The organism is Stutzerimonas kirkiae, assembly GCF_004327335.1.
Taxonomy (GTDB): domain Bacteria; phylum Pseudomonadota; class Gammaproteobacteria; order Pseudomonadales; family Pseudomonadaceae; genus Stutzerimonas; species Stutzerimonas kirkiae.
Genome location: NZ_QJUO01000002.1, coordinates 58461 through 83532, shown reverse-complemented (window position 1 = coordinate 83532; position 25072 = coordinate 58461). Strand labels below are relative to the sequence as shown.

Sequence of the window (25072 nt, the reverse complement as noted above, 5' to 3'; positions counted from 1 at the left end):
ATATCATGAGCAGACATTCCTTCCGTCGTTCCGCTCGTCCGGTAGTGTCCCAGGCTGCCGTCCCGACTTTCCACCAGACGCCTCTGGCCCGGGCCACCCGGCACGTGCTGGCAACCCGCCGGCATCCACTGCTGAACCTGCTTGGCGCCACCGTGCTCGGTTCGCTGATTTCCGGCCAGGCCTGGGCGAACCCGGCCGGTGGCCATGTCGTCGCCGGCCAGGCCAGCATCGTGCAGGCCACGCCGGATACGCTGAACATCGTCCAGTCCTCGAACAAGGCCATCATCAACTGGCAGAGCTTCAGCATCGGCGCGGGCGAGACGGTCAACTTCCAGCAGCCCGGCGCCAAGAGCGTCACCCTCAACCGCGTGACCGGCAACGATCCGTCGGCGATCTTCGGTAGCCTCAATGCCAACGGCACGGTGATGCTGGTCAACCCCAACGGGGTGGTTTTCGGCGCCGGCTCGCGGGTCGATGTCGGTGGCCTGGTGGCCACCACGGCCGATATCAACGATGTCGATTTCATGGCGGGCGACTACCGTTTCAGCCAGGCCTCTGCCAACCAGGATGCGCGTGTCGTCAACCAGGGCGACATCAGCATCCGCGATGCCGGCCTGGCCGCCCTGGTGGCGCCGGGCGTGGAAAACTCGGGGGTGATCCGGGCCAGGCTCGGCAAGGTCGCCCTGGGTGGGGCACAGACCTTCACCCTGGACTTCCAGGGCGATGGCCTGCTCAGTTTCGATGCCAGTTCGGTCGTCACCCAGGTGCCGCAGGGCGCCGATGGCGAGGCGCTGGTGATCAACTCCGGACAGATCTCCGCCGACGGTGGTTCGATCGAGCTGTCGGCCCGCGCCGTCCAGGATGTGGTCAACAACGTCATCAACACCAACGGTGTGATCGCCGCCAACAGTGTCGGCTCGCAGAATGGCCGGATCGTGCTTTCCGGCGGTGACGGTGCGGTGCGTATCGCGGGCGATGTCAGCGCGGTCGGGGCGTCGGCGGGCGAAAGCGGTGGCAGCGTGGCGGTGACCGGCCATGATGTGACGGTCGCCAGCGGTGCGACGATCGACACGTCCGGCCAGGCCGGCGGCGGGCGCATCGCCCTGGGCAGCGATGGCAGTGAAGGCGCTGCCTGGGCCGAGGGCAGCGTGACCCTGGAGAAGGGCGCGACGCTCAAGGCCGATGCCAGCGCCAAGGGCGACGGTGGCCAGGTGACCCTGCTGTCCAAGCGTGATACGCGTTTCGAGGGCGATATTTCCGCCAAGGGCGGTGCCGCCGGCGGCAATGGTGGTTTCGTCGAGGTGTCCAGCCGCGAGGTCGTGGTGCTGAGTGGGGACGTCGACCTGTCCGCCGCCCAAGGCAAGGATGGCGAACTGCTGATCGACCCGGCGACCCTGAACATCACCGATTCCGACAGCGCGGTGAACAGCGGCAACCTGGTCAGCCGCGGCTGGCTGGAAAGCCAGGCGGCCAACGCCAGCATCACCCTGGAGGCCGACGGGCTGATCACCATCGAGCAGATGGCGAACCAGTTGATCGACCTGCAGACCGGCCTCGGCAACAGTTTCACCCTGCGCTCCCTGCAAAGCGACGGTATCGTCTTCGCCGACAGCGCCACCGAGATCCGCACCCAGGGCGGTGCTATCACCCTGGAAGCCCTCGGCACCGCCAGCACACTGAGCAATATCGGCAAGCTGACCAGCAACGGCGGGGACATCACGCTGACTTCCAACAGCGGCATCGGCCTCGGCAATGCGCTGGATGCCGGCACTGGCGCGATCAGCGTACAGTCCATCGCCGCGTCCATCTCCAGCCTGTCGGATGCTGCCGTGCTCACTGGCGGCAAGGTATCGCTGCTGGCCGCCGGCGGCAACTTGGGCAATGCCGAAAACGTCCTGCGCACCGCTACCGCGGCGCTGGTCCTGCACAGCGGCGGCCATCTGAATGTGGCCAACAGCGGGGTGCTGGACAGCCTGTCGATCAGCAGCCGGCACATCCTGCCCAATGCCAGCAATACCTATGCGTTGAGTTCCGATGGCCTCGATTTCGCACTGACCGATGGCGATGCCTATGGCCTGCAGCGCGTCGTTCAGGATGGCCTGGACTTCAGCTTCAGCGGCGACCGCAGCCTGCTGCTGGGGCACCTGGATGTCGGTAGTGGCGAACTGACGCTCATCTCGAGCAATGGCAGCCTGCTGGCCGGCGACGGCAACCTGCTGCGCGCCGCCGCGCTCGACCTTTCCGCCACCGCTGCCATCGGCGCCAGCGATTCGCCGCTGCAGACCGAGAGCGCCGCCATCCAGGCGTCCGCCCTGGGGGGCGGCCTGTACCTGAACAACAGCGGTGCCCTGGCGCTGAGCGCACGCGCCAACGGCAACGTGGCCGTCAGCAGCAGCGGCACCTTGGCCCTGAAGAGCCTGAGCGCCAGCAACCGTGTGGTCGCGCTGACCGCGAGCAGTGGAGACATCATCACCGACAGCGGCGTGCTGCTGGATGCCGGCAGCCTGAACCTGAACGCCGCCGGGGCCATTGGCAGCGTCGTCAACCGGCTGCTCGCCAATGCCACGACATTCACTGCCAATGCCGGCGTGGGAGGTGTCTACGCCAGCCTGAGCGGTTCCAGCTCGTACCTGGATGTGACGTCCGGCAACGGCGCCATCGACCTGAAGACCGCGGGTAGCACCAACGCCCGGCTGCTCTCCGCTACCAGCACGGCCGCCAACGGCATCAGCCTGGAAGTGGCCAGCGGCAACCTGATCCTCGGCGATATCAATGCCGGTAGCGTCGCCGATGTGCTGTTGCGCCTGCTGGGCAGCGGTGCGGTCAACTCCAGCAGCGGCACCCGTATCGTCGGTCGCCGCGTGACCCTGGACAGTGGTTCCAGCAACAACATCAATATCAACACCGGCGCCGGCCTGATCGATGTGCAGGGCTACGGCAGCGTCTATGTCAACCAGAGTGGCGACGTGGCGGTGGAGCGGCTGCTGTCGGCCAATGGCAGTGTGTACCTGGTCAATGCCAGCGGCGATACCACCCTGAGCGACGTCAGCGCCCGTAGCGGTGTCAGCCTGATCGCCCAGGACGGCTCGATCTTCACCGATGGCGCTGCCGACAGCAACATCGTCACCGCCACGGGCAACATCGCCCTCGACGCCTCGCGCCACCTGGGGACCGCCGCGGCGCGCCTGTCGACCACGGCCCAGTCGCTGAACCTGAGCAGCGGCGGCGATATCTACATCGACAACCAGGCCAACCTCTCCAGCCTGGTCATCGCCAACAGCCATGCCAGCCCGGGGCAGGCCAACGTCATCGAGATCGACTCGCCCTATCAGGACTTTGCCATCAGTGACGATGGCAGTCGCTACCTGCTGAGCAACCTGGACAGCGCCCTGCTGGGTACCTTCAGCTTCACTGGCGACCAGACCCTGGTGCTCGGCCAGGTGCGCGCCGGCACCTCGTCGAACGTGACGCTGCGGGCCAGCGCGGGCGATATCCTCGACGACGGCGACGCGCAGACCCGCGTGACCGGCAGCAGCGTCACCCTCCGCGCGGATGCCGGATCGCTGGGCGACGCCAGCCATGCGCTCAACGTCAATACCTCCTCGTTGGCCCTGAGCACGGCCGGCAACCTGTACCTGAACGGTATCGCCGACCTGTACTCGCTGAACATCAGTGCCAGGCACGGCGTCGCGGATGCGTTGTACACCTATCGACTGACCGCTCCCTCCCTGGTGCTGAACCTCACCGATGGCGCGGACGGCTACCATTTCAATACGCTGACCGACATCACCAGCCTGAGCTTCACCTTCAACGGCGACCGCGATCTCCACCTGGGTGATATCGACCTGACCCGCACGGGTTCGCTGATCCTGACCAGCAACGGTTCGATTCTCGATGACGGCGATGCCGCTACCCGGGTGCTGGCCGGCAGCCAGTACTTCTATGCCAATGGCGGCAGTATCGGCGGCGCTACGCCACTGGCCCTGATGGCCCAGTCGATCTACGCCCTGGCCGGCAGCGGCGATGTCAACCTGAGGCTGGAGATGCCGGTCAATTCGAGCATCAACCAGACCAGCTTCCAGGCCTATGCCAGCGGCGACGTGAAGCTGCTCGCAGAGCAGGGCGACCTGCTGCTCAGGGACATCAACGCCAGCGGCGCTATCGTCCTGACCGCCACCAACGGTGCCATGAGCTACAGCAGCGGTGCGCTACGTGGCGCCAGTATCACCCTCGACGCCAAGGGCGCGCTGGGCAGCGCCGGCAGCCTGCTCAGGCTCAACAGCAGCGGCCTGGTCAGCGCCCGTAGCGAAACCGGCGACATCGCCCTGAACAACCTGAGCAGCACCTTCCTGCTCGGCGAGATCGCGGCCGCGAGCGGTAGCGCCGACCTGTATCTCACCGGCAGCGGGCAATTGCTCGACGATGGCGATAGCGCCACGCGCCTGCGCGGGGCCGCGATCACCCTGAATGCCAATGGCACCCTGGGCAACGCTGGAACCGCCCTGGGGCTGCAGACCAGCAAGCTGACGGCCAGTGCCAATGGCCTGATGAACCTGGACAACCAGGGCAGCCTCGGCGACCTGAGCCTGACCGGCAAGGGCGCGGCGGCCAGTATCAGCCTGCTGGATGGCAATATCGGCCGCTTCCTGCTGGGCGAGAATGCGGGCGCCTACTACCTGCAGGACATCAGCGCCAACACGGCATTGAATTTCGCTTTCACCGCCAGTGTAGTAGGTATTCGCATCGGCCGGATCGACACCGCGGGCGGCTCGGTCAGCCTGACCAGCAACTATGGCAGCCTGGTCACCGATGGCGGCGACAACGGCGCGCATATCCTGGCGCAGAGCGTGGCCTTGAAGGCCGCCAACGGCTCGATCGGCGCCAGTGGCGAGCACAACGCTCTATTGCTGTCCGGCACCACAGACCTGGCGCTGGAGGCGGCGGGGAATTTCCACGTCGGCAGCGACACCGCGTTGAGCCGCTTGGCGCTGGTCGTCAACGCCAGTGGGGCAACGGCCAACCAGTTCGCCATCGGCGCCGCGGGCCAGACCTTCGCGATCAGCGACGATGGCGCCTACACCCATACGCTTGGCGACATCTCCGGCAGCGGCCTGCTCGACTTCAGCTTCAGCGGGCGCAAGAACATCGCCGTCGGCAGCATTGCCGCAAGTGGCAGTGTCAGCCTGAGCAGCAGCGGCGGTAGCCGCAATGCCATCAGCCAGCTCGGCGATGGCGATGGCATCACGGCTGCAGCGGTGTCCCTCACGGCGAACAACACCTCGGTCGATGCCACCTACAGTCGCATCGGTACTGCCGATGCCGCGCTGAAGGTGAACACCAGCGACCTGACGGTAAACAGCATCAGCAGCTTCAATATCGTCAACAGCGGCGCCCTCGGCCGCCTGGCCCTGACCCTGCGGCACAACAGCAGCGCTTCGGGCAGCCCGGTCTATACGTACGGCCTGACATCCTCCGGGCTGGCCTTCAATGTCTCCGACAGTGTCACCGCCACGACCCTGAGCAACGTCTCGCGTACCGGCCTGGACTTCAGCCTGAACAGCGACCGGGACATCGCCGTGGGCACCGTCAACACCGGCAGCCGCAGCAATGGCTCGGTCAGCCTGACCGCTGGCGGCAGCTACAACAGCAGCACCGGCATGCTGCCGCGGATCATCGGCGGCACCATCATCTCGGGTAGCGTGAGCCTGTCCGCCGTCAACTACCAGGGCAGCATCGCCACCAATACCGTGACCAACAACCTGGCGTTGAACTCCGCCGGCAACGTCACCGTCGGCAATTCCGGCAACCTCGACTCGCTGTCGCTGACGGCCAATATCAACAACAGCGTCAGTAGCGCCAACTACAACATCACAGCCGGCAATATCACCAGCAACAGCATCAGTTACAGCAGCGGTTCGGTCTACGGCCTGCTGCTCGGCAATTTCGTCGCCAGCAACCTGGCGCTGACGGTGAACACCGGCCACGCCCTGAGCGTGGGCACCGTCAACACCGGTACTGGCGGCAGTGTCAGCCTGACCAGCGGCGGCAGCATCCTGGGCCAGAACAGCAGCACTTCCCGGATCACTGCGGGCGAAGTGACGCTCAATGCCAGTACGGTAGGGATCTACGCCAACACTTCGCCGCTGTTGCTGACCACCTCACGGCTGTCCGGCAACGTCAGCGGTTATCTGCATGTCTCCAACACCGGCAACCTGACCCTGGGCGATCTGACCCTGGGCAGCGGTCGTATCCTCAACAGTGCCTCGATCCTCTACGATGGCGCCGCGATCGAGGCCGCCAGCCTGGAACTGAACGCCAGCAACGGCAGCATCGGCAGCGCCGCCGCGCACCTGCAACTGGATGTGCGCAACCTGACCCTGTCCAGCGGCTATGACATTTATGTGGACGGCGTTTCGGATTTCTACAGCCTCAACGTGACCAGCACCCACGCGCAGGCCGGGCGCACCAACACCCTGTGGCTCAGCGCTCCGCAACTGGTCTTCGATATCGTCGACGACAGCGCCAACAATCGCTTCGTGTTGACCGAGGTCAGCGACGCCAGTGGCCTGGACTTCAGCTTCAGCGCCGATAGCAGCATCGACGTGGCCAGGGTCGACGCCCAGCGTGGTCGCAATATCTGGCTGAGCGCCAGCGGCAGCCTGACCAGCAACGGTGCGCAGCTCAATGCCGACATGGTCAGCCTCAGCGCGACCTCGGCGATCGGCAGCGACCAGGCCGCCTTCACTACCCATGCCCTGGACCTGCGGGTCAGCGCCGGCACCGACATCTACGTCGACAACAGCCTCGACCTGTCGGCACTGAGCTTCACCAACAGCCAGTCCGGCAACCTGGGCGCCAGCTACCGGATCACTTCCGGCGCGGCATTCGGTTCGTCCACCGCGACGCTGACCTTCGTCGCCAGCGACGACGGCAGCGACACCTACCTGGATACCGTCACCGACAGCACCGGGATCAACTTCACCGGCCAGGGCCATTGGCACGACCTGCTGCTCGGCACCCTCGATACTTCACCGAGTGGTGTCGCCAACGGCGGCCAACTGATCCTGATCAACGTCAATGGCGATATCCTGGCCAAGGACGCCAGCAGCCACCTGAGCGCCGCCAGCCTGTCGTTCATCAGCTACAACGCCGCGAGCATCGGCGCCAGCGGTGCCGCCCTGAGCTTCTCCGCGCCGCGCCTGAGCCTGGATGTTACCGGCGACCACTACCTGGCCTCGGACGTACACCTCGACGAACTGACGGTAAACACCCAGCGTCAGGCCACCAACCGGGTATCGACCTACCAGTTGACGGCGCCGGGCCTGACCTATTCCGCCGTCGACGCCACCACCGGCACGACCCTGAACATCAGCGACGACCAGGGGCTGCGCCTGACCTATAACAGTGGCCGCTCCCTGGTGCTGGGCGAGATCGACCTGGGCAAGACCAGCGTCCTGAACCTGACGACCAACAACGCCGGTGCGAATATCGTCGGTGACGGCAATGCGAACAATGGCATTACCACGGGCAGCCTGAACCTGCGCGCACAAGGGGCGATCGGTGCGGCCGGCCAGCCGGTGCGCGCCGACGCCGCCTACGCCTCGGCCACCGCCTATGGCGGTGGCGTACGCCTGGCCCTGAGCAATCCGGCCGCCCTGGGCGGTGTCACGGCCTACGGCGATACCTACCTGGAAAACAGCGTCGGCGACATCGCCCTGGGCTCGATCAACCTCAACGGCAACAGGCTTTTCGTCACCAACAGCGGTGGTTCCATCGTCAGTGGTAACTTGAGCAACGTCACGGCGGTGAGCCTCGACGCCGAAGGCTCCATCGGCAACGTCAGCGCCATCACCACCACGGCCTATGGGGCCGGTACCACCGTACTGAGCGCCACCGCGCGCAGCAACGCGCGTGGCGCCACAGGCAGCATCGCCCTGAACGAAAGCTACAATCTCACCGCCAGCGACGTGAGGGCGCCCGGTGGCGTGACGCTGAACGCCGGACGGGCGCTCAGCGTCGGCACGGTCTATGGCGGTGCCACGGGGGTGTCGCTGAGTGCCAGCCTGGGCAATATCACCGGTATCTCCGGCAATCTGGTCAGCGGCGGCAGCGTCGCCCTCTCGGCCAACTACATCAGTGGCTCGACGGCCTATTCCATCGGCACCTCATCTGCCCGTATCAATGTGGCCACGCCGATCCTGGTGCTGACCTCGCCGAAGGATATCTATGTCACCGACAGCCAGGCCCTGGACAGCCTGGCCATCAGCCGTGCTTCCAGCAGCTATACCGCTGGTGGCGTCATCAGCGTGCAGGCCAGCGGCCTGACCGCCAGCCTGTCCGATTCGGCGATCACCAACCTGTCCAACAGCGGTCGGGACCTGGACTTCACCTTCAATGGCAACCGGGCGCTGAGCATCGGCACCCTCAATGCCGGAGGCGGCGCGGTGACGCTGAATGTCAGTGGCTATCAGCAGGACGGCAGCATCACCGGCACCAGCACTTCCCTGATCACCGCCGGCAGCCTGAACCTCCGTTCCAGCCGCTACTATTCCGGCGGCTACACCGCCGGCTCCATCGGCACCTCCAGCCAGGCCTTGCGTACCGCCGTCGGCACCCTCATTGCGAGTGCGCCCGGGCTGGTCAACCTGTACAACCAGGGCAGTGTGAAGCTGGACAACCTGAGCGCCGGCGGCGACCTGAGCGTGGTCACCGGCAATGCTGGCGATATCACCCTCGGCAGCCTGACCTACGGCACCAACAGCACCCTGAGCCTGAAGGCCGCCGGCAGCATCCTGGCCGGCAGCGGCAGCCTCAGCAGCAATGCCGGGGCGATCATCCTGGAGGCGGTCGAGGGGATCGGCTCCAGAGGGGCCGCGGTCAGTATCGCCTCGGGCAGCAATCCGCTGACGGCCAGGGTCACCGGCAGCAGCGGCGATATCTACCTGAGCAGCAACAACCTGAGCGGTGGCCTGGACGCGCAAACCAATGGCGGCGACATTTCCGTCGATGCCAGCGGCAGCCTGCTGTTGACCCGCATGATCAGCAATGGCGGCGATATCAGCGTGTCCTCGAGCGGCATCCTGAACGCCAATGAACTGAACGCCGGCAGCGGCAATGTGGCGTTGAGTGCGAGCAACATCTTGGCCGTGGACGCCACCAGTGCGATTCGCGGCCAGGCCATCGATATCGCCAGCGCCAATAGCGTCGGCAGCAGCAGCCTCGGCCTGAATACCATCGGCCAGAACGTTACCGTGAGCAGCGCGGGCGGCGACATCTACCTGTCGCCGAGCGAGGCCTCGACCCTGGCGGTGGTGACCTCGAATGGCGGTGATATCGTCGTCAGGGCGGCCAGCGGCCTGTTCCTCGGCAACATCCTGTCCGCCGGTGGCGATATCGATGCCAGCGCCCTCGGCGCGCTCTACGCCGGCAACATCAATGCGGGCAGCGGCAACGTCAGCCTGTCGGGCGACACCCTCCGCGCCGACGACGGGCAGACCTCGCTGATCATCGGCTCCCGGGTGGCGTTGAACGCGGTGCATGGCATCGGCGATGCCAGCCGGGCCCTGCTGACCCACACCGGCTACCTGGATGCGCAGGTGAGCGGGACGGGTGGTATCTACCTGAGCGACAGCAACACGGCTGGCCTGCGTCTGAACGATATCCTCACCCAGGATGGCGCCATAGACATCCGCGCGGCCGGACCGCTCGTCGCGGCCTCGGTGGTTTCCAGCAGCGATGCCGCCGGCAACGATATCCGTCTGCAGAACGCCAGCGGCGACCTGTTGCTCGGCAGCCTGAGTGCCGGCGACCAGCATGGCCAGGTGGTTCTGCTGTCCGCCGGAGCCGTCGGCCGGCTGGCCGCCGATGCGACCAACGTGCGTGCCCACAGTCTGTCGATCAGCGCCAATGGCGATATCGGCAGCGTCACCGATGTGCTGGATGACGCCAGCGTCGATGCGCTGCGTACCCGTGTGGCGGTGCTGTCCCTGCTCGATACCGGCAGCGAGGGCAGCCAGGTGGCGATCGCCAACAACGGCGATCTGAGCATCGCCAATGGCAGCCTGCGGGTGCCCGCCACCGGCAAGGTCTACCTGAGCAGCAGCGCCAGCCTGGATGCGCGGCAGTTGCTCGCTCCGGCCGGCGGCGACCTGGCCTTGCTGGCCGGAACCACGCTGTACCTGCCGCAGGCCGGGCTGGCGACCACCGGCAACCTGCGCCTGGAAGGCCAGGGCGATGTGCTCAGCGATGGCGCGACGCCGCGTCGTCTTCTCGCCAGTGCCGGCACCCTGCGTCTGCTGACCGGCAGCCTGGGCGGCGATACCACCCTCGACAGCCAGGCCGGCAGCCTGAGCGTGACCAGCCTGAACAACGACCTGGCGATCGACAACCAGGGCGAACTGAGCGCACTCAGCGTGAGCGGCACCGGTAATATCGACTTCAGCAACGACCAGGGCTTCATTGCCAACAGCGTTGCCACCAGCGGCACCGGCAAGACCCTGCGCCTGACCGCCGAGGACGGTGACCTGACGGTCGTCGGCGCCCTGCAGGGCAACGACCTGAGCGTGGTACTGAATGCCGGCAACGGCGATATCACTCTGCAGCAGGTTGCCAGCGGTCTGGCCAGCCTGACCATCGCGGCGCAAAACATCACGCTGGTCGGCGCATCCAGCACAGGCGAGCAGCACTACACCGGCACCACCCGACTGAGCGGCAGCTACCTGACCGCGGGCGGCGACCTGACCGTGCAAGGTGCGGCGCAACTGCTCGGCGACGTGGATATCGGCACGGCGGGCGGCGATGTCAGTCTGCAGGCCGTGGACGGCAACCATGCGCTGACCATCGCCAACGGCAACGGTACCGTCAGCTTCAACGGTGACGTGGGGGCCACCGATGCCCTGGCCAGCCTGTCGATCACCGGCAGTGGCAACCTGCTGCTGGGTGGCGTCGTCACCACGATCGGTGCGCAGTTGTATCGCAACGTGTCGCTGCAAGGCGACAGCACGCTGACCAGCCGGAAAAGCGGCGTGACCTTCGATGGGCTGGTCGATGGCGGCCACGACCTGCTGGTGGTCAGCGAGGATGCCGGCGATGTGCGCTTCCTGGGGCAGGTCGGCAGCCTGGCACGGGTCGGCGCGATCCGTATCGAAACCGCTGGCGAGTCGCATATCGGCGCTACGGTCCGGGCCGCCTCGGTATATACCGACGATCCGGGCAGCGTCAGTGTTTCGGCCAATATCGATACCACGGGCAGCCAGTACTACGGCGAGCGGCTGTCGCTGGGCAGCGACGTGCAGCTCAGCGCCAGCCAGGTCACGCTGGCGGCTGGCGCCGATGGTGCGCATGGCCTGTCGATCGTCGGTGACCTGGTGCTGGACGGCCCGCTTGGCGAGGACTCGCCGCTGGATTCGCTGACGGTCAGCGGCAGTGCGCAGCTCAATGGCGGTACCCTGGCGACCACTGGCGACCAGACCTATCGGGGTGCCGTGACACTGGCCGGCGATACCGTCCTGACCACCACGGGCGGCAGCGTCGGCTTCGACTCGACCCTGGATGGCGGCCATGACCTGCGCATCGACAGCGCTGCCGGCGATGTGACCTTCTCCGGCAATGTCGGTGACAGCGAGCGCCTGGGCGCCCTGAACGTGAACAGCTCCGGCACCAGCCACTTTGGAGCCAGCCTGAAGGCCGCAGCACTGGAAACCGATGCAGGAGGCGTCCTGGAAATCGCCGCTGGCCCGATCGACACCACGGGGGTGCAGCGCTATGGCGAGCACCTGGTCCTGTCCACCGATACCGTACTCAAGGCCAGCGAGGTCATCCTGCTGGCGGGTGTGGACGCCACGACCGAAGGTGGCCAGTCGCTGACCATCGAGGGCGATGCCAGCCTTGGCGTGGTCGGTGCCAATGACGCGCTCTCGAGCTTGAGCGTCAGTGGCAGCAGCAATGTCAAGGGCGGTGTTGCCACCACCGGTGCGCAGTACTACAGCCAAACCCTGGTGATCGACCAGGACACGGTGCTCAAGGCCAGTAGCGTGACCCTGAGCCAGGGCGTCGGCGGGGTGGTCGCGGGGGCTCAGTCACTGCTTATCGAGGGCTCCGCGGTGATCGGCGGCGAGCAGGGCGATAGCGCGCCGCTGGCCAGCCTGACGGTGCTCGGTGATACCACCTTCAACGGCGGTTCGCTGGTGACCACGGGCGACCAGTCGTATCAAGGCGCGGTGAGTCTCTCCGGCGACCAGGGGCTGACCAGCGAGGGCGGCTCGTTGCTGTTCGGCTCGTCCATCGACAGCGCCGATCGTTCCTCGCTGGCGCTGAATGCCGGGGCGAGTATCGAGGTCGTGGGCGCCGTCGGCGGCACCTCGCCGCTGGGCGACCTGCTGCTCTCGGCAGGCGACAGCATCGACTTCGCCGGCAATGTCCATGTATCGACCGTGCAGCAGGCGGCGGCAGGTGGCCTGACCCGCTTTGGCGGCGCGCTGCTGGCCGATGGCGCAGACGGTATCGTCTTGAGCGGTGACGGATTCCTCTTCGAAGGTCCGGTCACGGCCGAGAACGGTGCGCTGACCTTGCACAATAGCGACGACGAGGGGGCGATCACCTTCAACGGCGCCATCCTGGCCAAGGACGACTTCACCCAGACTGGCGGTGCGCATATCTACCTGCCGGAGAGCATCACCATCCTCGACGGCGGTATCGAGTTGGCGATCGTGGCGGATATCCTCTCGGCGCAGGCCGTGTTCACGACGACTGGCGATATCGTCATGCCGGGCCTGTACGCTCCGGACACCTGGTTGACCCTGGCCTCCGGGACCGGCGCATTGAACATCGGTACGACCTGGGGCAACACGGGCAATCGTGAACTGCTGCAGGTCGCCCGGCTGACCGTGCCAAGCGCAGGCTCGGCCAGGCTGTTCGGCAGCATCGGTGGCGAGACTGGCCGCAGGGTGGCGCGCAACATAGATTCGGCGCTCAAGCGTGCGCCTTACTTCATCAATGAAGCGCCTTGGGGCGGTGATGACTATATTCCCCAAGTGGTGGCTTCGACCGTGCCCGGTAGCGTGGTATCCACGACGCCGCGGGCCGGCTCGCTGTTCGATCGTAAAGTCGAACCGGAAGGGCTGGCCCGGGAAGCGCTGGGGGCGTATCGGGCGCCCGAGGTGCTGTCCAGCGAGGGCTACCCGGAGATCGGCTGTGTAGACGATGGTGCCACTTGCCGCCTGTAATGGGCGGCGTGACGGAAACTGACCCAATTAACGAGATGACGAGTAACGACATGACCCAGGCACAACCCGTTTTCTACAAGCAGCCACGCCCTTTGCGCGCCGAACAGGACGCCACGCTGGGCCTGCTCGAAGGTGTCGACTACAGCTTCGCCGGCATCAGCAACTCGGTGCCGCTGGCGGCTGCGGAGTTCACCCAGGCCTGCAAGCACTATCCCATCCTCTTCGCCGATGGCGCGAAGCCGCAGCCGGTGGCCCTGCTCGGCCTGCGTGGCGGGGAAAACCTGTTCGTCGCGGAAGATGGCGCATGGCGCTCCAGCTATGTGCCGGCGTATGTGCGCCGCTATCCGTTCATTTTCATGGAGAACGCGGACAAGTCGGAATATGCCCTGTGCATCGACGAGGCCGCCGAGGGCGTGGTCCGCGATGAAGGCCGCCCGTTGTTCGCGGACGGCAAGCCGACGCCGCTGCTGGAGAATGCACTGGCCTTTTGTCGCGACTACCAGGGCCACCATGCGTTTACCGAGCAGTTCGTGGATGCGCTGCAGCAGGCCGGCCTGCTGACCGATAACCGCGCCGACGTATCGCTGGCCAGCGGGGAGAAGCTCAGCCTGGGCGGGTTCAAGATCATCGACGAGGCGCGCTTCCAGCAGTTGCCGGAGGAAACCTTCCTGCACTGGCGAGAGCGTGGCTGGTTGCACCTGGTGTATTGCCACTTCATATCGATGAGCAACTGGGCGACGCTCATCGACCTGACCGCGGCACAGGCCAGGGACTGAGCCCCGCCCCACGGGGCCTCTCCGCTACGCGGCCACGTCACGACGAAGACGTGGAGGCGCCCCGTCAGCGGAGCGATGGACTACCGCCGCGATCCAGTATCATGGTGCCATGGATCAGAGAAAAATCGTCCACGTGGATTGCGACTGCTTCTACGCGGCCATCGAGATGCGCGACGATCCCTCCCTGGCGACATGCCCCCTGGCCGTGGGTGGCGCGGCTGATCGGCGTGGGGTGATCGCGACCTGCAACTACGAAGCGCGCGCCTATGGCGTGCGCTCCGCCATGTCCTCGGCGCATGCGCTCAAACTGTGCCCCGACCTGTTGATCATCCGCCCGCGTTTCGAGGCCTATCGCGAGGCCTCGCGGGAGATCCACGGAATCTTTCGTGACTATACCGAGTTGATTGAACCGCTTTCACTGGACGAGGCCTATCTGGATGTCACCCATTCCGCGCATTTCTCCGGCAGCGCCACGCGCATTGCCGAGGATATCCGGCGGCGCGTCTGGCAGCGGCTGCGCATCACGGTTTCGGCGGGTGTCGCACCGAACAAGTTCCTGGCCAAGGTCGCCAGTGACTGGCGCAAGCCCGATGGCCTGTTCGTGATAACCCCGGAGCAGGTGGACGAGTTCGTGAAAATGCTGCCGGTCGCTCGCCTGCATGGTGTCGGCAAGGTCACGGCGGAGCGCCTCGGGCGGATGGGCGTGGCGACTTGCGAGGACTTGCGTGGCTGGGACAGGTTGGCGCTGGTGCGTGAGTTCGGTGCCTTTGGCGAGCGATTGTGGGGGTTGGCCAGGGGGATCGACGAGCGAGAGGTCACGGCGGAGCACCGGCGCCAGTCCATGAGCGTGGAAAATACCTTCGATCGGGACCTGCCGGATCTGCCGTCCTGTATCGCACAGTTGCCGGAATTGCTGGCGGAGCTGGCGCGTCGCCTGGCACGGCTCGATGAGAGTTACCGGCCGGGAAAGCCCTTCGTGAAGCTCAAGTTCCATGATTTCACCCAGACCACCCTGGAGCAGGCGGGAGTGGGGCTGGAACTGGAGCACTACCGAGATCTGCTGGCGATGGCCTATGCGCGCCGCGGCAGTCCGGTAAGGCTTATCGGGGTGGGGGTCCGTCTGATCGACCTGCGGGATGAGTTCGAACAATTGCGACTGTTCTAGCATGGTCGCGACAACGCGGCTTGCGCCGAAACGTCAGCAGACCCGGGGCATCGCTGGGACGTTTTGCCCTCTGGTGCTTTGCTCCATGTTCGGTGAGCATGCGGCGGACGGAACAGGTGTCGGCAATTTGTCGGGGGCAGTGCCTGTTATCTGACTATGTTTGACCGGTTATCATGAGATGCCGGTATTCTTATGTTTTGACGAGTTTTTTAGTGTCTAATAGCACATTGATACTTATTGCTTTCATCTTCGTCATCCAGCAGTGGCCCACTATCATGTCGCCGGGTGCCGTATTCGGCACATTTCGAGAATGGAGTATTTGAGGCCGTGAGACTGTTTTCCCGGGGGAAGAAGACAAAAACCGTCGGACTGCTGGGCTTGGAAACCAGTCTGCAGGGTATCGCCGTGGCGCATGTCCACAGGACCCCCGATGCTGTCAGCCTGCTGCATTGCGAATACCGCGAAGCGGCCCGTGACCGGCAGCACGAAGAATTGAAGGCGCTGGTGGGCGATAACGGCTGGCAGGGCATGCCGGTGAACCTGCTGTTGCACCCTTCGCTTTATCAGATATTCCTGCTGGAGGCGGCCGACGTTCCGCCTGCGGAGCTGCGCGATGCCATGCGCTGGCGAGTGAAGGACATGATCGGCGAGCCCCTCGAACAGGTGGTCATCGACTGCTTCAGCCTGCCCGAGGATGCCTACCGCGGGCGCACTCGGATGGTTTACTGCGTCGTACTGGGCAAGGCCCGCGTTGCCGAATACGAGGCATTGGTGAGTCAGGCGGGATTGCGCTTGTCGAGTATCGACATTACCGAGATGGCCTTTCGCAACCTGGGGCTGCTGGTGGGGGCGGAGGGCATCAACCTGGCGCTACTGCGCCTGCGCACCAGCGAAGGGCTGGTCTGCATCCAGAATGGCGCCGACCTCTATATGGCGCGGCATATCGAGAATGGCCTGGCCCGCGCCGACCAGGACCTGTCCAATATGACACTGGAAATCCAGCGCTCCCTGGACTATTTCGAAAGCCAATTGGGCAAGGGCTATATCAGCCGCCTGTTGCTGCTGCCGATGAAGCAGGATGGTGAGCGCACCCGTGAAGCACTGATGCGGGACCTGGCGGTCAAACTGCAGCGGCTGGATATGCGCGAACTGTTCCCCGGGCAGCCACAGGCCGAGCTGGACGAGTCACTGCAGGCGTTTTGCATGGGGGCGGTGGGTGCCGCCTTGCGCCAGGAAATCGACTGAATGCAGAACATCAACCTCTATCAGCATGAACAGCGCGACGAAGGCGGCCCACGGCCGCGATCGCTGCTGCTGGGCCTGCTGCTGCTGAGCCTGCTGCTGGGGTTGCATGCCGCCTGGCAGGGGTGGCGCTCGTATCAGGCCGCAGAAGCCGCGCAAACGGCCCGGCAACAGGCCGCGCAAGCCCAGCAGCAGCTCGACGCGGTCAAGGCGAACTACCGCGAACCGGTGCTGGACCCGGCATTGCCGGCCCGGGTGACGGCGCGGGAAAGCGAGAACCGCCAGTTGCAGCGTATGGCCGATTACTTGCGTGACCTGGACTTGCAGCGCCGTGGCGGTTTCGTCGCCTACCTCCTGGCGCTGGCCGATCGGCATCCGCCGAGTGGCCTGTGGCTGACCCGTATCCATCTGCTCGACGGTGGCAGCGAACTGGCCCTGTATGGCCTCAGCCAGAATCAGGAGCTGTTCCCGCTGTACCTCGAGAGCCTGGGGCGCAGCGAAGTGTTCAGGGGGCGCCAGTTCGCCCGTTTCGAGATTCTGCGCGATCAGCGCGACCTGCTGGAATTCCGCTTGGCCTCACGACAGGCGGGGGAGGGGCGCGATGAATGACCTGCTGAAGCGCTGGCATGCCCTGGCGCCCCGTGAGCAATGGTTGTGCTACGCCGTCGGCCTGGCGCTGCTGGTCATGCTCTACTACCTGCTGCTGGCCGAGCCCCTGGCATTACGCGAGCAGACCTACGTGCGTGAGCGTCAGGACGCCGAGACGCGGCTGCAGGAAGCGCAGGCGACCCGGCTCGACCTGGAAGCCAGGATGGCCGCCGACCCCAACCTGCCTTATCGCGATGCCCTGAGGGTTGCCGAGGGCGTCAGGCAGGAGGTCCTGCGGCGTATCGATGAGGAAACCGGTTCGCTGATTCCGCCAGCGCAGATGAAGAGTGTCCTGCAGGAGCTGCTGCGCAATCAGCCGCGGCTCAAGCTGATCAACCTGGAAAGCTCCAGTACGCCGCTGGAACTGCCGGGCGATACGCCGCCGCAAGTGGGGAGTACGCCATCGGAGGTACCCTTGGCGCTTTACCGCCATGGCCTGAAACTGACCCTCGAGGGCGGTTATTTCGACCTGCTCGAATACCTGCGCGCGGTACAGGCATCGGGCTGGCGCCTGCACTGGGACAGTCTCGACCACCGGGTGAGCGAGGAGGGCCATGAAAAGGCACGCATCATCATCGACCTGCATACCTTGAGCCGTGACCAGGGGGTGCTCGGTGTCTGACTTGTCGAAGCTGTTCCGCTTTCCATTGCTGCTGGCCGTACTGGCGAGCACGCTCGCGCTGGCGCGCGACCCGACCCAACCGCCCGTGGAGTTGACACCGAAGGGCGCGCAGGCCCCTCCCGCCAGCCTGCAACTGCAGGCGATCCTGCGTTCGCCGCAGGTATCGCGCGCCGTCATCAATGGTCAACCCCTCAAGGTTGGAGAGCGCCTGGGCGATGCCCGCGTGCTGGCCATCCATTCACACTCCGTCCTGATCGAGCGCGAGGGGCAGCGTGAAACGCTGCGCCTGGCCACACCGGTCATCACTCCGAGTCGAGCAAAGCCATGATGCTGAAATACTTCCCGCACTTCGGTCTGCTGGGCATGATCGGTCTACTGACTGCCTGCCAGACATTCCCGGACGGGGACCAGCGCCTGTACGAGCAGAGTGACCGTCTGTTCGAGGAAAGCCTGGCGCAGAGCCAGCAGAAAGTCGTGCCGCCGCTTTCGGTACAGGCGGCATTGATACCGCAACTGGATATCGGCGTGCCCGCCGTGGCCAGGGGGCCGCGTTTCGATGTGGCGGTCAATGGCATGCCCGCCCCGGAGTTCTTCCTGAGCCTGGCCGAAAGCGCCGGGCAGAATCTGCTGGTGCACCCGCAGGTCAGTGGCGAGATCACCTTCAGCCTGCGCAATGTCACCCTCGACGAGGTGCTGTCGGCGGTGCGTGACAGTTATGGCTACGACTACCGTCGTACCAGCTATGGCTACCAGATACTGCCGAACGAGCGTATCACCCGGACCTATGACCTGAACTACCTGAACGTCCAGCGCCAGGGCAGCACCGATACGCGCGTCAGTTCGGGGCAGGTGGTCACCAGCGACAGCACCAGTTCCGGAGCGGCGGGCACCACCACCGGCACCAGTTCCGCCACGGTCAGTGCCAGCCAGTTGCTGACCAGCAGCACGGTGGATTTCTGGAGCGAACTGCGCGAGGTCATCGGCATGATGATCGGCGCCGACGAAGGCAACAATGTGGTGGTCAACCCGCAGGCCGGCCTGCTGGTGGTGCGCGCGCCCAGTGTGATCCAGCAGAACGTCGAGCACTTCCTGCAGCAGGCGCAGCGCAACCTGCAACGGCAGGTGATCCTGGAGACCAAGATTCTCGAAGTGAGCCTGTCGGATGGTTTCCAGTCGGGCATCAACTGGTCGCAACTCGGGCGGGGGCTCGGTGGCGCGGACTTTTCCCTGGGGATTGGCGGCGATACCCTGACCGGCCCGGAGGGGCTCGGCGGCGTGTTCAGCGCCAGCGTTTCCACCGGCGATTTCAGCGGGGTGCTGCAACTGCTGGAAACCCAGGGCCAGGTGCGGGTGCTGTCCAGCCCGCGCATTTCCACGCTGAACAACCAGAAGGCGGTGATCAAGGTCGGCACCGACGAATTCTTCGTCACCGATGTGTCGACCACCACCACCTCGCTGTCCGGCGGTACCACCGCGCCGGACCTGGATATCACCCTGACGCCGTTCTTCTCCGGGATTTCCCTGGATGTCACCCCGCAGATCGACGAGAACGAACAGGTCACGCTGCATGTGCGTCCCACCGTGAGCCGGGTAGAGGACCAGCAGAAGAGCATCCAGCTCGGCGGCGCGGACAACGTCTTCAACCTGCCGCTGGCACTGTCCACTACACGCCAGTCCGATTCCATCGTGCGTGCCCGCAGTGGCCAGGTGGTGGTGATCGGCGGCCTGCTGGAGAACCGCAATACCAATGAGGACGCCAATGTGCCCTGGGCATCCAGGCTGCCCCTGCTGGGTGTGCTGTTCCAGCAGCGGCGCAGGGAGCTGCAACAGACCGAACTGGTCATCCTCATGCGCCCGCAGGTGGTCACCGATCAGATCTGGCTGGACGAGTTGCGCAAGAGCGCCGAGTCCTTTCGGCAGGTGAGATAGGTCATCTATGTACGAGGCATTCTTCGGCCTGCGCGAGAAGCCCTTCGCGCTGACGCCGAACACCGACTTCCTGGTGCAACTCGCGCCCTACCAGGCCTGCCTCAACCTGCTGCGCGTGGCCCTGGGCGAGGGTGAAGGCTTTATCAAGGTCACCGGCGAAGTGGGCACCGGCAAGACCCTGTTGTGCCGCGCCCTGCTCAATGAGCTCGATAGCGAGCGCTACCAGGTCGCCTGGCTACCCAACCCGGCGCTCAACCCGATGGGGCTGCGCCAGGCCCTGGCCCATGAACTGCATATCGCCGATGTCGAGGAACTGGATAACCACGGGTTGTTGAGCGCCCTGCACCAGCGCCTGATCGAGCTGGCCGCCGCCGGCAAGAGCACCGTGGTGCTGATCGACGAGGCGCAGGCGTTGCCGAGCGCGACGCTGGAGGGCCTGCGCCTGCTGACCAACCTGGAGACCGAACAGCGCAAGCTGTTGCAGGTGGTGCTGTTCGGCCAGCCCGAGCTGGATGCGACCCTGGCCCGCGAGGATTTCCGCCAACTGCGCCAGCGCATCACCTTCTCCTACCGCCTGCGGCCGCTGGATGTGCGTGATGCCAGCCGCTACCTGCAGGAACGCCTGGCGGTGGCGGGCTATCGCGGCGAGCCACTGTTCAGCGGCGCGTCGGTGCGCCTGCTGGTGCGAGGCAGCGGCGGTATTCCGCGGCTGCTCAATATCCTCGCCAACAAGTGCCTGATGGCGGCCTATGGGGAAGGTGCGCGGCAGGTCGCGCCGCGCCATGTGCGACGGGCCCTGGAAGATACCGAGGGGGCGCGGCGGTCATCTTCGCGCCTGTCATGGTGGCTGCTGGCCGGCGGTGTTTCCGTCTGCCTGCTGTTGGCCGTCTGGCCCTGGCTGTCGCAAGTGCGCGAGGTGTTGCCATGAGCCTGGTCAACGATATGTTGCGTGATCTCGAGGCGCGCCGCGCGGCGCCCTCCGAACGCGAGCGACTGCTGGACATGCAGGCGGTGGACGAGCGCCGGCTCGCCCGACGCATGCGCTGGCAGCGCGGCGCGTTGGTCGGCGCGCTGCTGGTGGTGGTCGCGCTGCTGCTGGCGTTGCTCTACTGGCGCCAGTCGGGCGCGCCTGCCGTGCCGGACGTCGAAGCGCCACTGGCCGAAGTGCCCGCTGTCGCCAGTGAGCCGGCGCTGCTGGCCCTGGTCGAAGTGCTGCCACAGAACGATGGCCGGCGCTTCGTGCTGCAACTGTTGCTGGATGGTTCGCCCAGCTATCGCCGTACCGACCAGCAGGGGCTGGTCGACCTGCTGCTGGAAGGGGTGCAACTGCGTGGCGAGATGCGCAGTGGCCGTATCGAGAAGGACGGCCAGAGCCTGGCCTGGCGGGTCGAGCAGCAGGGCGGGCAGGTGCGGGTGCAGTTCGCCGGCCTGGGCGAGCGCCTGCAACTGCATGATCGCCTGGAGGCCAGCGCGGATCGCTGGCAGCTCTGGCTGGAAGTACCGCTGGAGCTGCAACGGGAAGGCCTGCCCGAAGTGGCCGGGATCGAACTGCCCGAGGCCGAGCCGGCCACCCTGGTCGATGCGCAATGGCCGGACTGGGTGACACGCACGGCGCCGGCGGTCGATGTAACCTCGCGCCAGGCCGGCGGCGAGCCTGTCGCCGCCGCTCAACCGAGCGTTCAACTGGCGCCGGCGGTGCGTGGGCCGACCTCCGTCAGTATCACCAGTCATACTCCAGAGCCCTTGTCCCAGGCGCGTCAATGGCTGGCCGATGGCGAGTACGGGCGGGCCATCGCCGCTCTGCAGGCGCTGCACGAAAAGCAGCCGGGCAATGTACAAGTCGTACGCTGGCTGGCGCGCGCCTACCTGGCGGCAGGGGAGCATGCCCGCTTGCTGGAGTGGTTGCCGGCACAATTGCACCAGCACCCGCAGGATGCCGAGTTGCGCCTGTCGCTGGCGCGCGGCCAGCTACTGGTCGGAGACAGCAACGCCGCCCTGGCCAGCCTGAAACAGAACCCGCCCGAACTCGCTCGCGAGCCGTCCTACCATGCCCTGCTGGCCGCGCTCTACCAGCAGGTCGAGGACTGGCAGGGCAGCGCCGCGACCTACCAGGCGCTGGTTGCCCTGCGCCCGGGGCAGGCCACCTGGCAACTGGGCCTGGCCATCGCCCTCGAACAACTGGAGCGGCCCGCCGAGGCCGGCCGCCATTACCGCCTGGCCCTGCTGGGCCAGGGGTTGGATGAAGACTCGCGGCGTTTCGCCAATGAACGCGCCGGCGCCCTGGGAGGCAGGCCATGAACCAGCAGGACATCCGTCAGCGCAAGGTCAGGATCGGTGACCTGTTGATACAGGCCGGGCTGATCAACGATGGCCAGTTGCAACAGGCCCTGCAGGAACAGAAACGTACCGGCTCGAAGCTCGGGCGCACCGTCGTCGACCTCGGTTTCATCGACGAAAAGCGGCTTCTGTCGACGTTGTCCGAGCAGTTGCAGATTCCTTTCGTGGAGCTCAAGCACTACAAGTTCGACAGCGACCTCACCCAGAGCCTGCCCGAAGCGGTAGCGCGGCGTTTCCGCGTTATTGTCCTGTCGCGCCAGGGCGATGGCCTGCTGGTGGGCATGAGCGACCCCCTCGACCTGTTCGCCCAGGACGAGATGGAGCGGCTGCTGGGCAAGCGCGTCTATCCGGCGGTGGTGCGCGAGAGCGAACTGCTCGACACCCTCGACCGCGTCTACCGGCGCACCAGCCAGATCGCCTCGCTGGCCGGCGAACTGGAGGGCGAGCTGCAGGAGAGCGAGTTCGACCTCTCGCGCCTTGGCTCCGACAGCAACAGCGACGCGCCGGTGGTGCGGCTGTTGCAGACACTGTTCGAGGACGCGGTGCAGATGAAGGCCTCGGACATCCATATCGAGCCGGACGATGGCGTAGTGCGTATCCGCCAGCGTATCGACGGCGTGCTCAACGAGCAGGTGATGAAGGAGCAGCGCATCGCCTCGGCGCTGGTCATGCGCCTGAAGATCATGTCCGGCCTGGATATCTCGGAAAAGCGCCTGCCCCAGGATGGCCGCTTCAATATCCGCGTGCGCAACCATAACTTCGATGTGCGTCTCTCGACCATGCCGGTGCAGTTCGGCGAGTCGGTGGTGATGCGCCTGCTCGACCAGAGCGGCAGCATGTCCACCCTGGAAGGCAGCGGTATGCCGCCGGGCATTCTCGAGCGTTTCCGCCGCCTGCTGCAACGGCCCCATGGCATGGTGCTGGTGACCGGGCCGACCGGTTCGGGCAAGACCACCACGTTGTATGCCGGGCTGGCCGAACTGAACAGCCCGGAACTGAAGATCATCACCGTCGAGGACCCGGTCGAATACCGCATGCAGCGCATCAACCAGGTGCAGGTCAACGCCAGGATCGACCTGACCTTCGCCCGCGTGCTGCGCGCCGCTCTGCGCCAGGACCCGGACGTGGTGCTGGTGGGGGAGATCCGCGACCAGGAAACCGCCGAGATCGCCCTGCGTGCGGCGATGACCGGCCACCTGGTGCTGTCCACCCTGCACACCAATGACGCCCTGACCTCGGCCATGCGCCTGATCGACATGGGCGTCGAGCCGTTCCTGGTCGCCACCGCCCTGAACGCCGTGCTGGCGCAGCGGCTGATCCGCCGTGTCTGCGAAAACTGCATGGAAGACCATGAGCCGACGCCGCAGCAGCGGCTATGGCTGGAGGCCCTCAACGGTGGGTCGCTGGGGAACGCCGTTTTCAAACGGGGCAGCGGTTGCCACCATTGCCATAACTCGGGCTACAGCGGGCGTATCGGGGTCTTCGAGCTGCTGGAGATGAACGAAGCGATGGTCGCCTCGCTACGTCGCGGCGACCCACAGAGCTTTGCCGAGGCCGCCCGCCAGCAGCCGCACTATCGCCCGCTGGCCGCCTGCGCCCTGGACTACGCCATGGCCGGCATCACCAGTGTCGATGAAGTATTGAAAGTCTGCGCGACGTTGAGCGACGAGGACATGCTGCAATGAGCGCATTCGTCCGTGCCTGGCAAGCTTCGCGGCCAGGACCGCTTCCCGGGGCGCCATATGTGGTCCATGTTTCGCCCGTAGACGTGGCCTTGCCCGCGAATGGCTTGCCAGGCTGGCACTGCAGGTATGAGGCCCGACACCGCGAGGCACACCCCTGATGCCAGCCTTTCGCTACACTGGCCGCGACGCCCACGGCAGCAAGATCGAAGGCTCGCTCGACGCCGCCAACGCCGATGTCGCGGCCAGCGAACTGCTGTCCCGGCGCATCACGCCCCTGACCATCGAAGCGGCCAGGGCCGAAGGTGGCGAGGACATCCTGGCCGCCTTGCGACAGCGCCTGCGGCGGAAAAAGGTCGACCTGGACGAACTGATCATCTTCACCCGGCAGATGTACAGCCTGACCAAGGCCGGCGTGCCGATCATCCGCGCCATCGGCGGCCTCGGCGAATCCAACCGCAACCTGTACTTCCGCGAAGTGCTGCAGGAGGTCCGTGGCGGGCTGGAAAGCGGCCAGTCCATGGCCGTCACCCTCAACCAGCACCCGAAGGTCTTCAACAGCCTGTTCGTCAGCATGATCAGCGTCGGCGAGAACACCGGCCAGCTCGACCAGGCCTTCCGCCAGCTTTCCACCTACCTGGAACTGGAGCGCGAGACCCGCAAGCGCATCAAGCAGGCCACCCGCTACCCGATCTTCGTGCTGGTGGCCATGGGCGTGGCGCTGGGCGTCATCAATATCCTGGTGATACCGGCGTTCGCCCAGGTCTTCGCGTCCTTCCATGCGCAACTGCCATTGCCCACCCGCATCCTGATCGGTACCTCCAGCTTCATGCGCGAGTGGTGGTGGCTGCTGTTACTGGGCATCGCCGGCGGCATCCATGCCTTCTTCAAGTGGACGGCGACCGATGCCGGCTCACTCAAGTGGGACCGCCTGAAACTGCGCCTGCCCATCGTCGGCGGCATCTTCGAGCGGATCGCTCTGGCGCGCTTCACCCGTACCTTCGCCATGATGTACCGTGCCGGCGTGCCGCTGCTGCAAACCCTGTCGATCAACAGCGCCAGCGTCGGCAACCGGCATATCGGCGAAGCCGTGCTGGGCATGCGCGAAAGCGTCGAGCGCGGCGAGTCGCTGACCCGCTCGGCCTCCAACAGTGGCCTGTTCACCCCGCTGGTACTGCAGATGATGGCGGTCGGCGAGGAAACCGGCGCGCTGGACGACCTGTTCGTCGAGGTGGCCGACTTCTACGAACAGGAAGTCGACTACGACCTCAAGCAACTGGCCGATGCCATCGAGCCCATCCTTATCGTGGCCATGGGCATCATGGTGCTGGTACTGGCCCTGGGCGTGTTCCTGCCGATGTGGGAACTGGGCGCGGCGGCGCAGGGTCGAGGTTGATGCAGGGCAAGATAATCGAGCACGAATTTTGCAAAACTCACCGTAGCAAGGC

The 25072-nt window shown here is 65.6% G+C and carries 12 protein-coding genes; all 12 read left to right on the top strand.

Annotated elements, in window-relative coordinates:
* Nucleotides 1–5 precede the first annotated feature (5 nt).
* The 12 genes from DNJ95_RS01975 (at nt 6) to DNJ95_RS01920 (ending at nt 25020) form a co-directional block, all read left to right on the top strand.
* Nucleotides 6–13223, top strand: coding sequence for a two-partner secretion domain-containing protein (locus DNJ95_RS01975; protein WP_131183048.1), 13218 nt, complete (start codon nt 6–8; stop codon nt 13221–13223).
* A gap of 50 nt (nt 13224–13273) precedes the next feature.
* Nucleotides 13274–13999, top strand: a complete 726-nt coding sequence (locus DNJ95_RS01970) for a SapC family protein (protein WP_131183047.1) — start codon at nt 13274–13276, stop codon at nt 13997–13999.
* 109 nt (nt 14000–14108) lie between these two features.
* On the top strand, nt 14109–15164 hold the full coding sequence (dinB, locus tag DNJ95_RS01965; protein ID WP_131183046.1) for a DNA polymerase IV: 1056 nt from the start codon (nt 14109–14111) through the stop codon (nt 15162–15164).
* A gap of 378 nt (nt 15165–15542) precedes the next feature.
* Nucleotides 15543–16409: a type IV pilus biogenesis protein PilM gene (locus DNJ95_RS01960; protein ID WP_242671851.1), complete on the top strand. Its 867-nt coding sequence runs from the start codon at nt 15543–15545 to the stop codon at nt 16407–16409.
* A complete protein-coding gene (locus DNJ95_RS01955; RefSeq protein WP_131183044.1) occupies nt 16410–17015 on the top strand; it encodes an MSHA biogenesis protein MshI in 606 nt (201 codons plus the stop codon).
* Complete coding sequence (gene gspM / locus DNJ95_RS01950; protein ID WP_131183043.1) at nt 17008–17676, top strand: type II secretion system protein GspM; 669 nt, start codon at nt 17008–17010, stop codon at nt 17674–17676. The genes DNJ95_RS01955 and gspM overlap by 8 nt, the downstream gene beginning before the upstream one ends.
* On the top strand, nt 17669–18004 hold the full coding sequence (locus DNJ95_RS01945; protein WP_242671850.1) for a Type II secretory pathway component: 336 nt from the start codon (nt 17669–17671) through the stop codon (nt 18002–18004). Before gspM ends, DNJ95_RS01945 begins: the two co-directional genes overlap by 8 nt.
* A complete protein-coding gene (mshL, locus tag DNJ95_RS01940) occupies nt 18001–19605 on the top strand; it encodes a pilus (MSHA type) biogenesis protein MshL (RefSeq protein ID WP_131183042.1) in 1605 nt (534 codons plus the stop codon). The genes DNJ95_RS01945 and mshL overlap by 4 nt, the downstream gene beginning before the upstream one ends.
* A 7-nt stretch (nt 19606–19612) precedes the next feature.
* The gene (locus DNJ95_RS01935) at nt 19613–20533 is read left to right on the top strand and encodes an ExeA family protein (protein ID WP_131183041.1); all 921 of its coding nucleotides are present in this window, start codon (nt 19613–19615) and stop codon (nt 20531–20533) included.
* Nucleotides 20530–21903 (top strand): tetratricopeptide repeat protein, encoded by a 1374-nt coding sequence (locus DNJ95_RS01930; protein WP_131183040.1) that lies wholly within the window; start codon nt 20530–20532, stop codon nt 21901–21903. The genes DNJ95_RS01935 and DNJ95_RS01930 overlap by 4 nt, the downstream gene beginning before the upstream one ends.
* Entirely contained in the window at nt 21900–23627 is a 1728-nt protein-coding gene (locus tag DNJ95_RS01925; RefSeq protein WP_131183039.1) for a GspE/PulE family protein, read from the top strand. The genes DNJ95_RS01930 and DNJ95_RS01925 overlap by 4 nt, the downstream gene beginning before the upstream one ends.
* Nucleotides 23628–23784: 157 nt before the next feature.
* Nucleotides 23785–25020, top strand: coding sequence for a type II secretion system F family protein (locus DNJ95_RS01920; protein ID WP_131183038.1), 1236 nt, complete (start codon nt 23785–23787; stop codon nt 25018–25020).
* Nucleotides 25021–25072: the final 52 nt, after the last annotated feature.

Coding starts and splice junctions, on each gene's coding strand:
- DNJ95_RS01975 (WP_131183048.1), top strand. CDS start 6: ATGAGCAGACATTCCTTCCGTCGTTCCGCTCGTCCGGTAGTGTCCCAG.
- DNJ95_RS01970 (WP_131183047.1), top strand. CDS start 13,274: ATGACCCAGGCACAACCCGTTTTCTACAAGCAGCCACGCCCTTTGCGC.
- dinB (WP_131183046.1), top strand. CDS start 14,109: ATGGATCAGAGAAAAATCGTCCACGTGGATTGCGACTGCTTCTACGCG.
- DNJ95_RS01955 (WP_131183044.1), top strand. CDS start 16,410: ATGCAGAACATCAACCTCTATCAGCATGAACAGCGCGACGAAGGCGGC.
- gspM (WP_131183043.1), top strand. CDS start 17,008: ATGAATGACCTGCTGAAGCGCTGGCATGCCCTGGCGCCCCGTGAGCAA.
- mshL (WP_131183042.1), top strand. CDS start 18,001: ATGATGCTGAAATACTTCCCGCACTTCGGTCTGCTGGGCATGATCGGT.
- DNJ95_RS01935 (WP_131183041.1), top strand. CDS start 19,613: ATGTACGAGGCATTCTTCGGCCTGCGCGAGAAGCCCTTCGCGCTGACG.
- DNJ95_RS01930 (WP_131183040.1), top strand. CDS start 20,530: ATGAGCCTGGTCAACGATATGTTGCGTGATCTCGAGGCGCGCCGCGCG.
- DNJ95_RS01925 (WP_131183039.1), top strand. CDS start 21,900: ATGAACCAGCAGGACATCCGTCAGCGCAAGGTCAGGATCGGTGACCTG.
- DNJ95_RS01920 (WP_131183038.1), top strand. CDS start 23,785: ATGCCAGCCTTTCGCTACACTGGCCGCGACGCCCACGGCAGCAAGATC.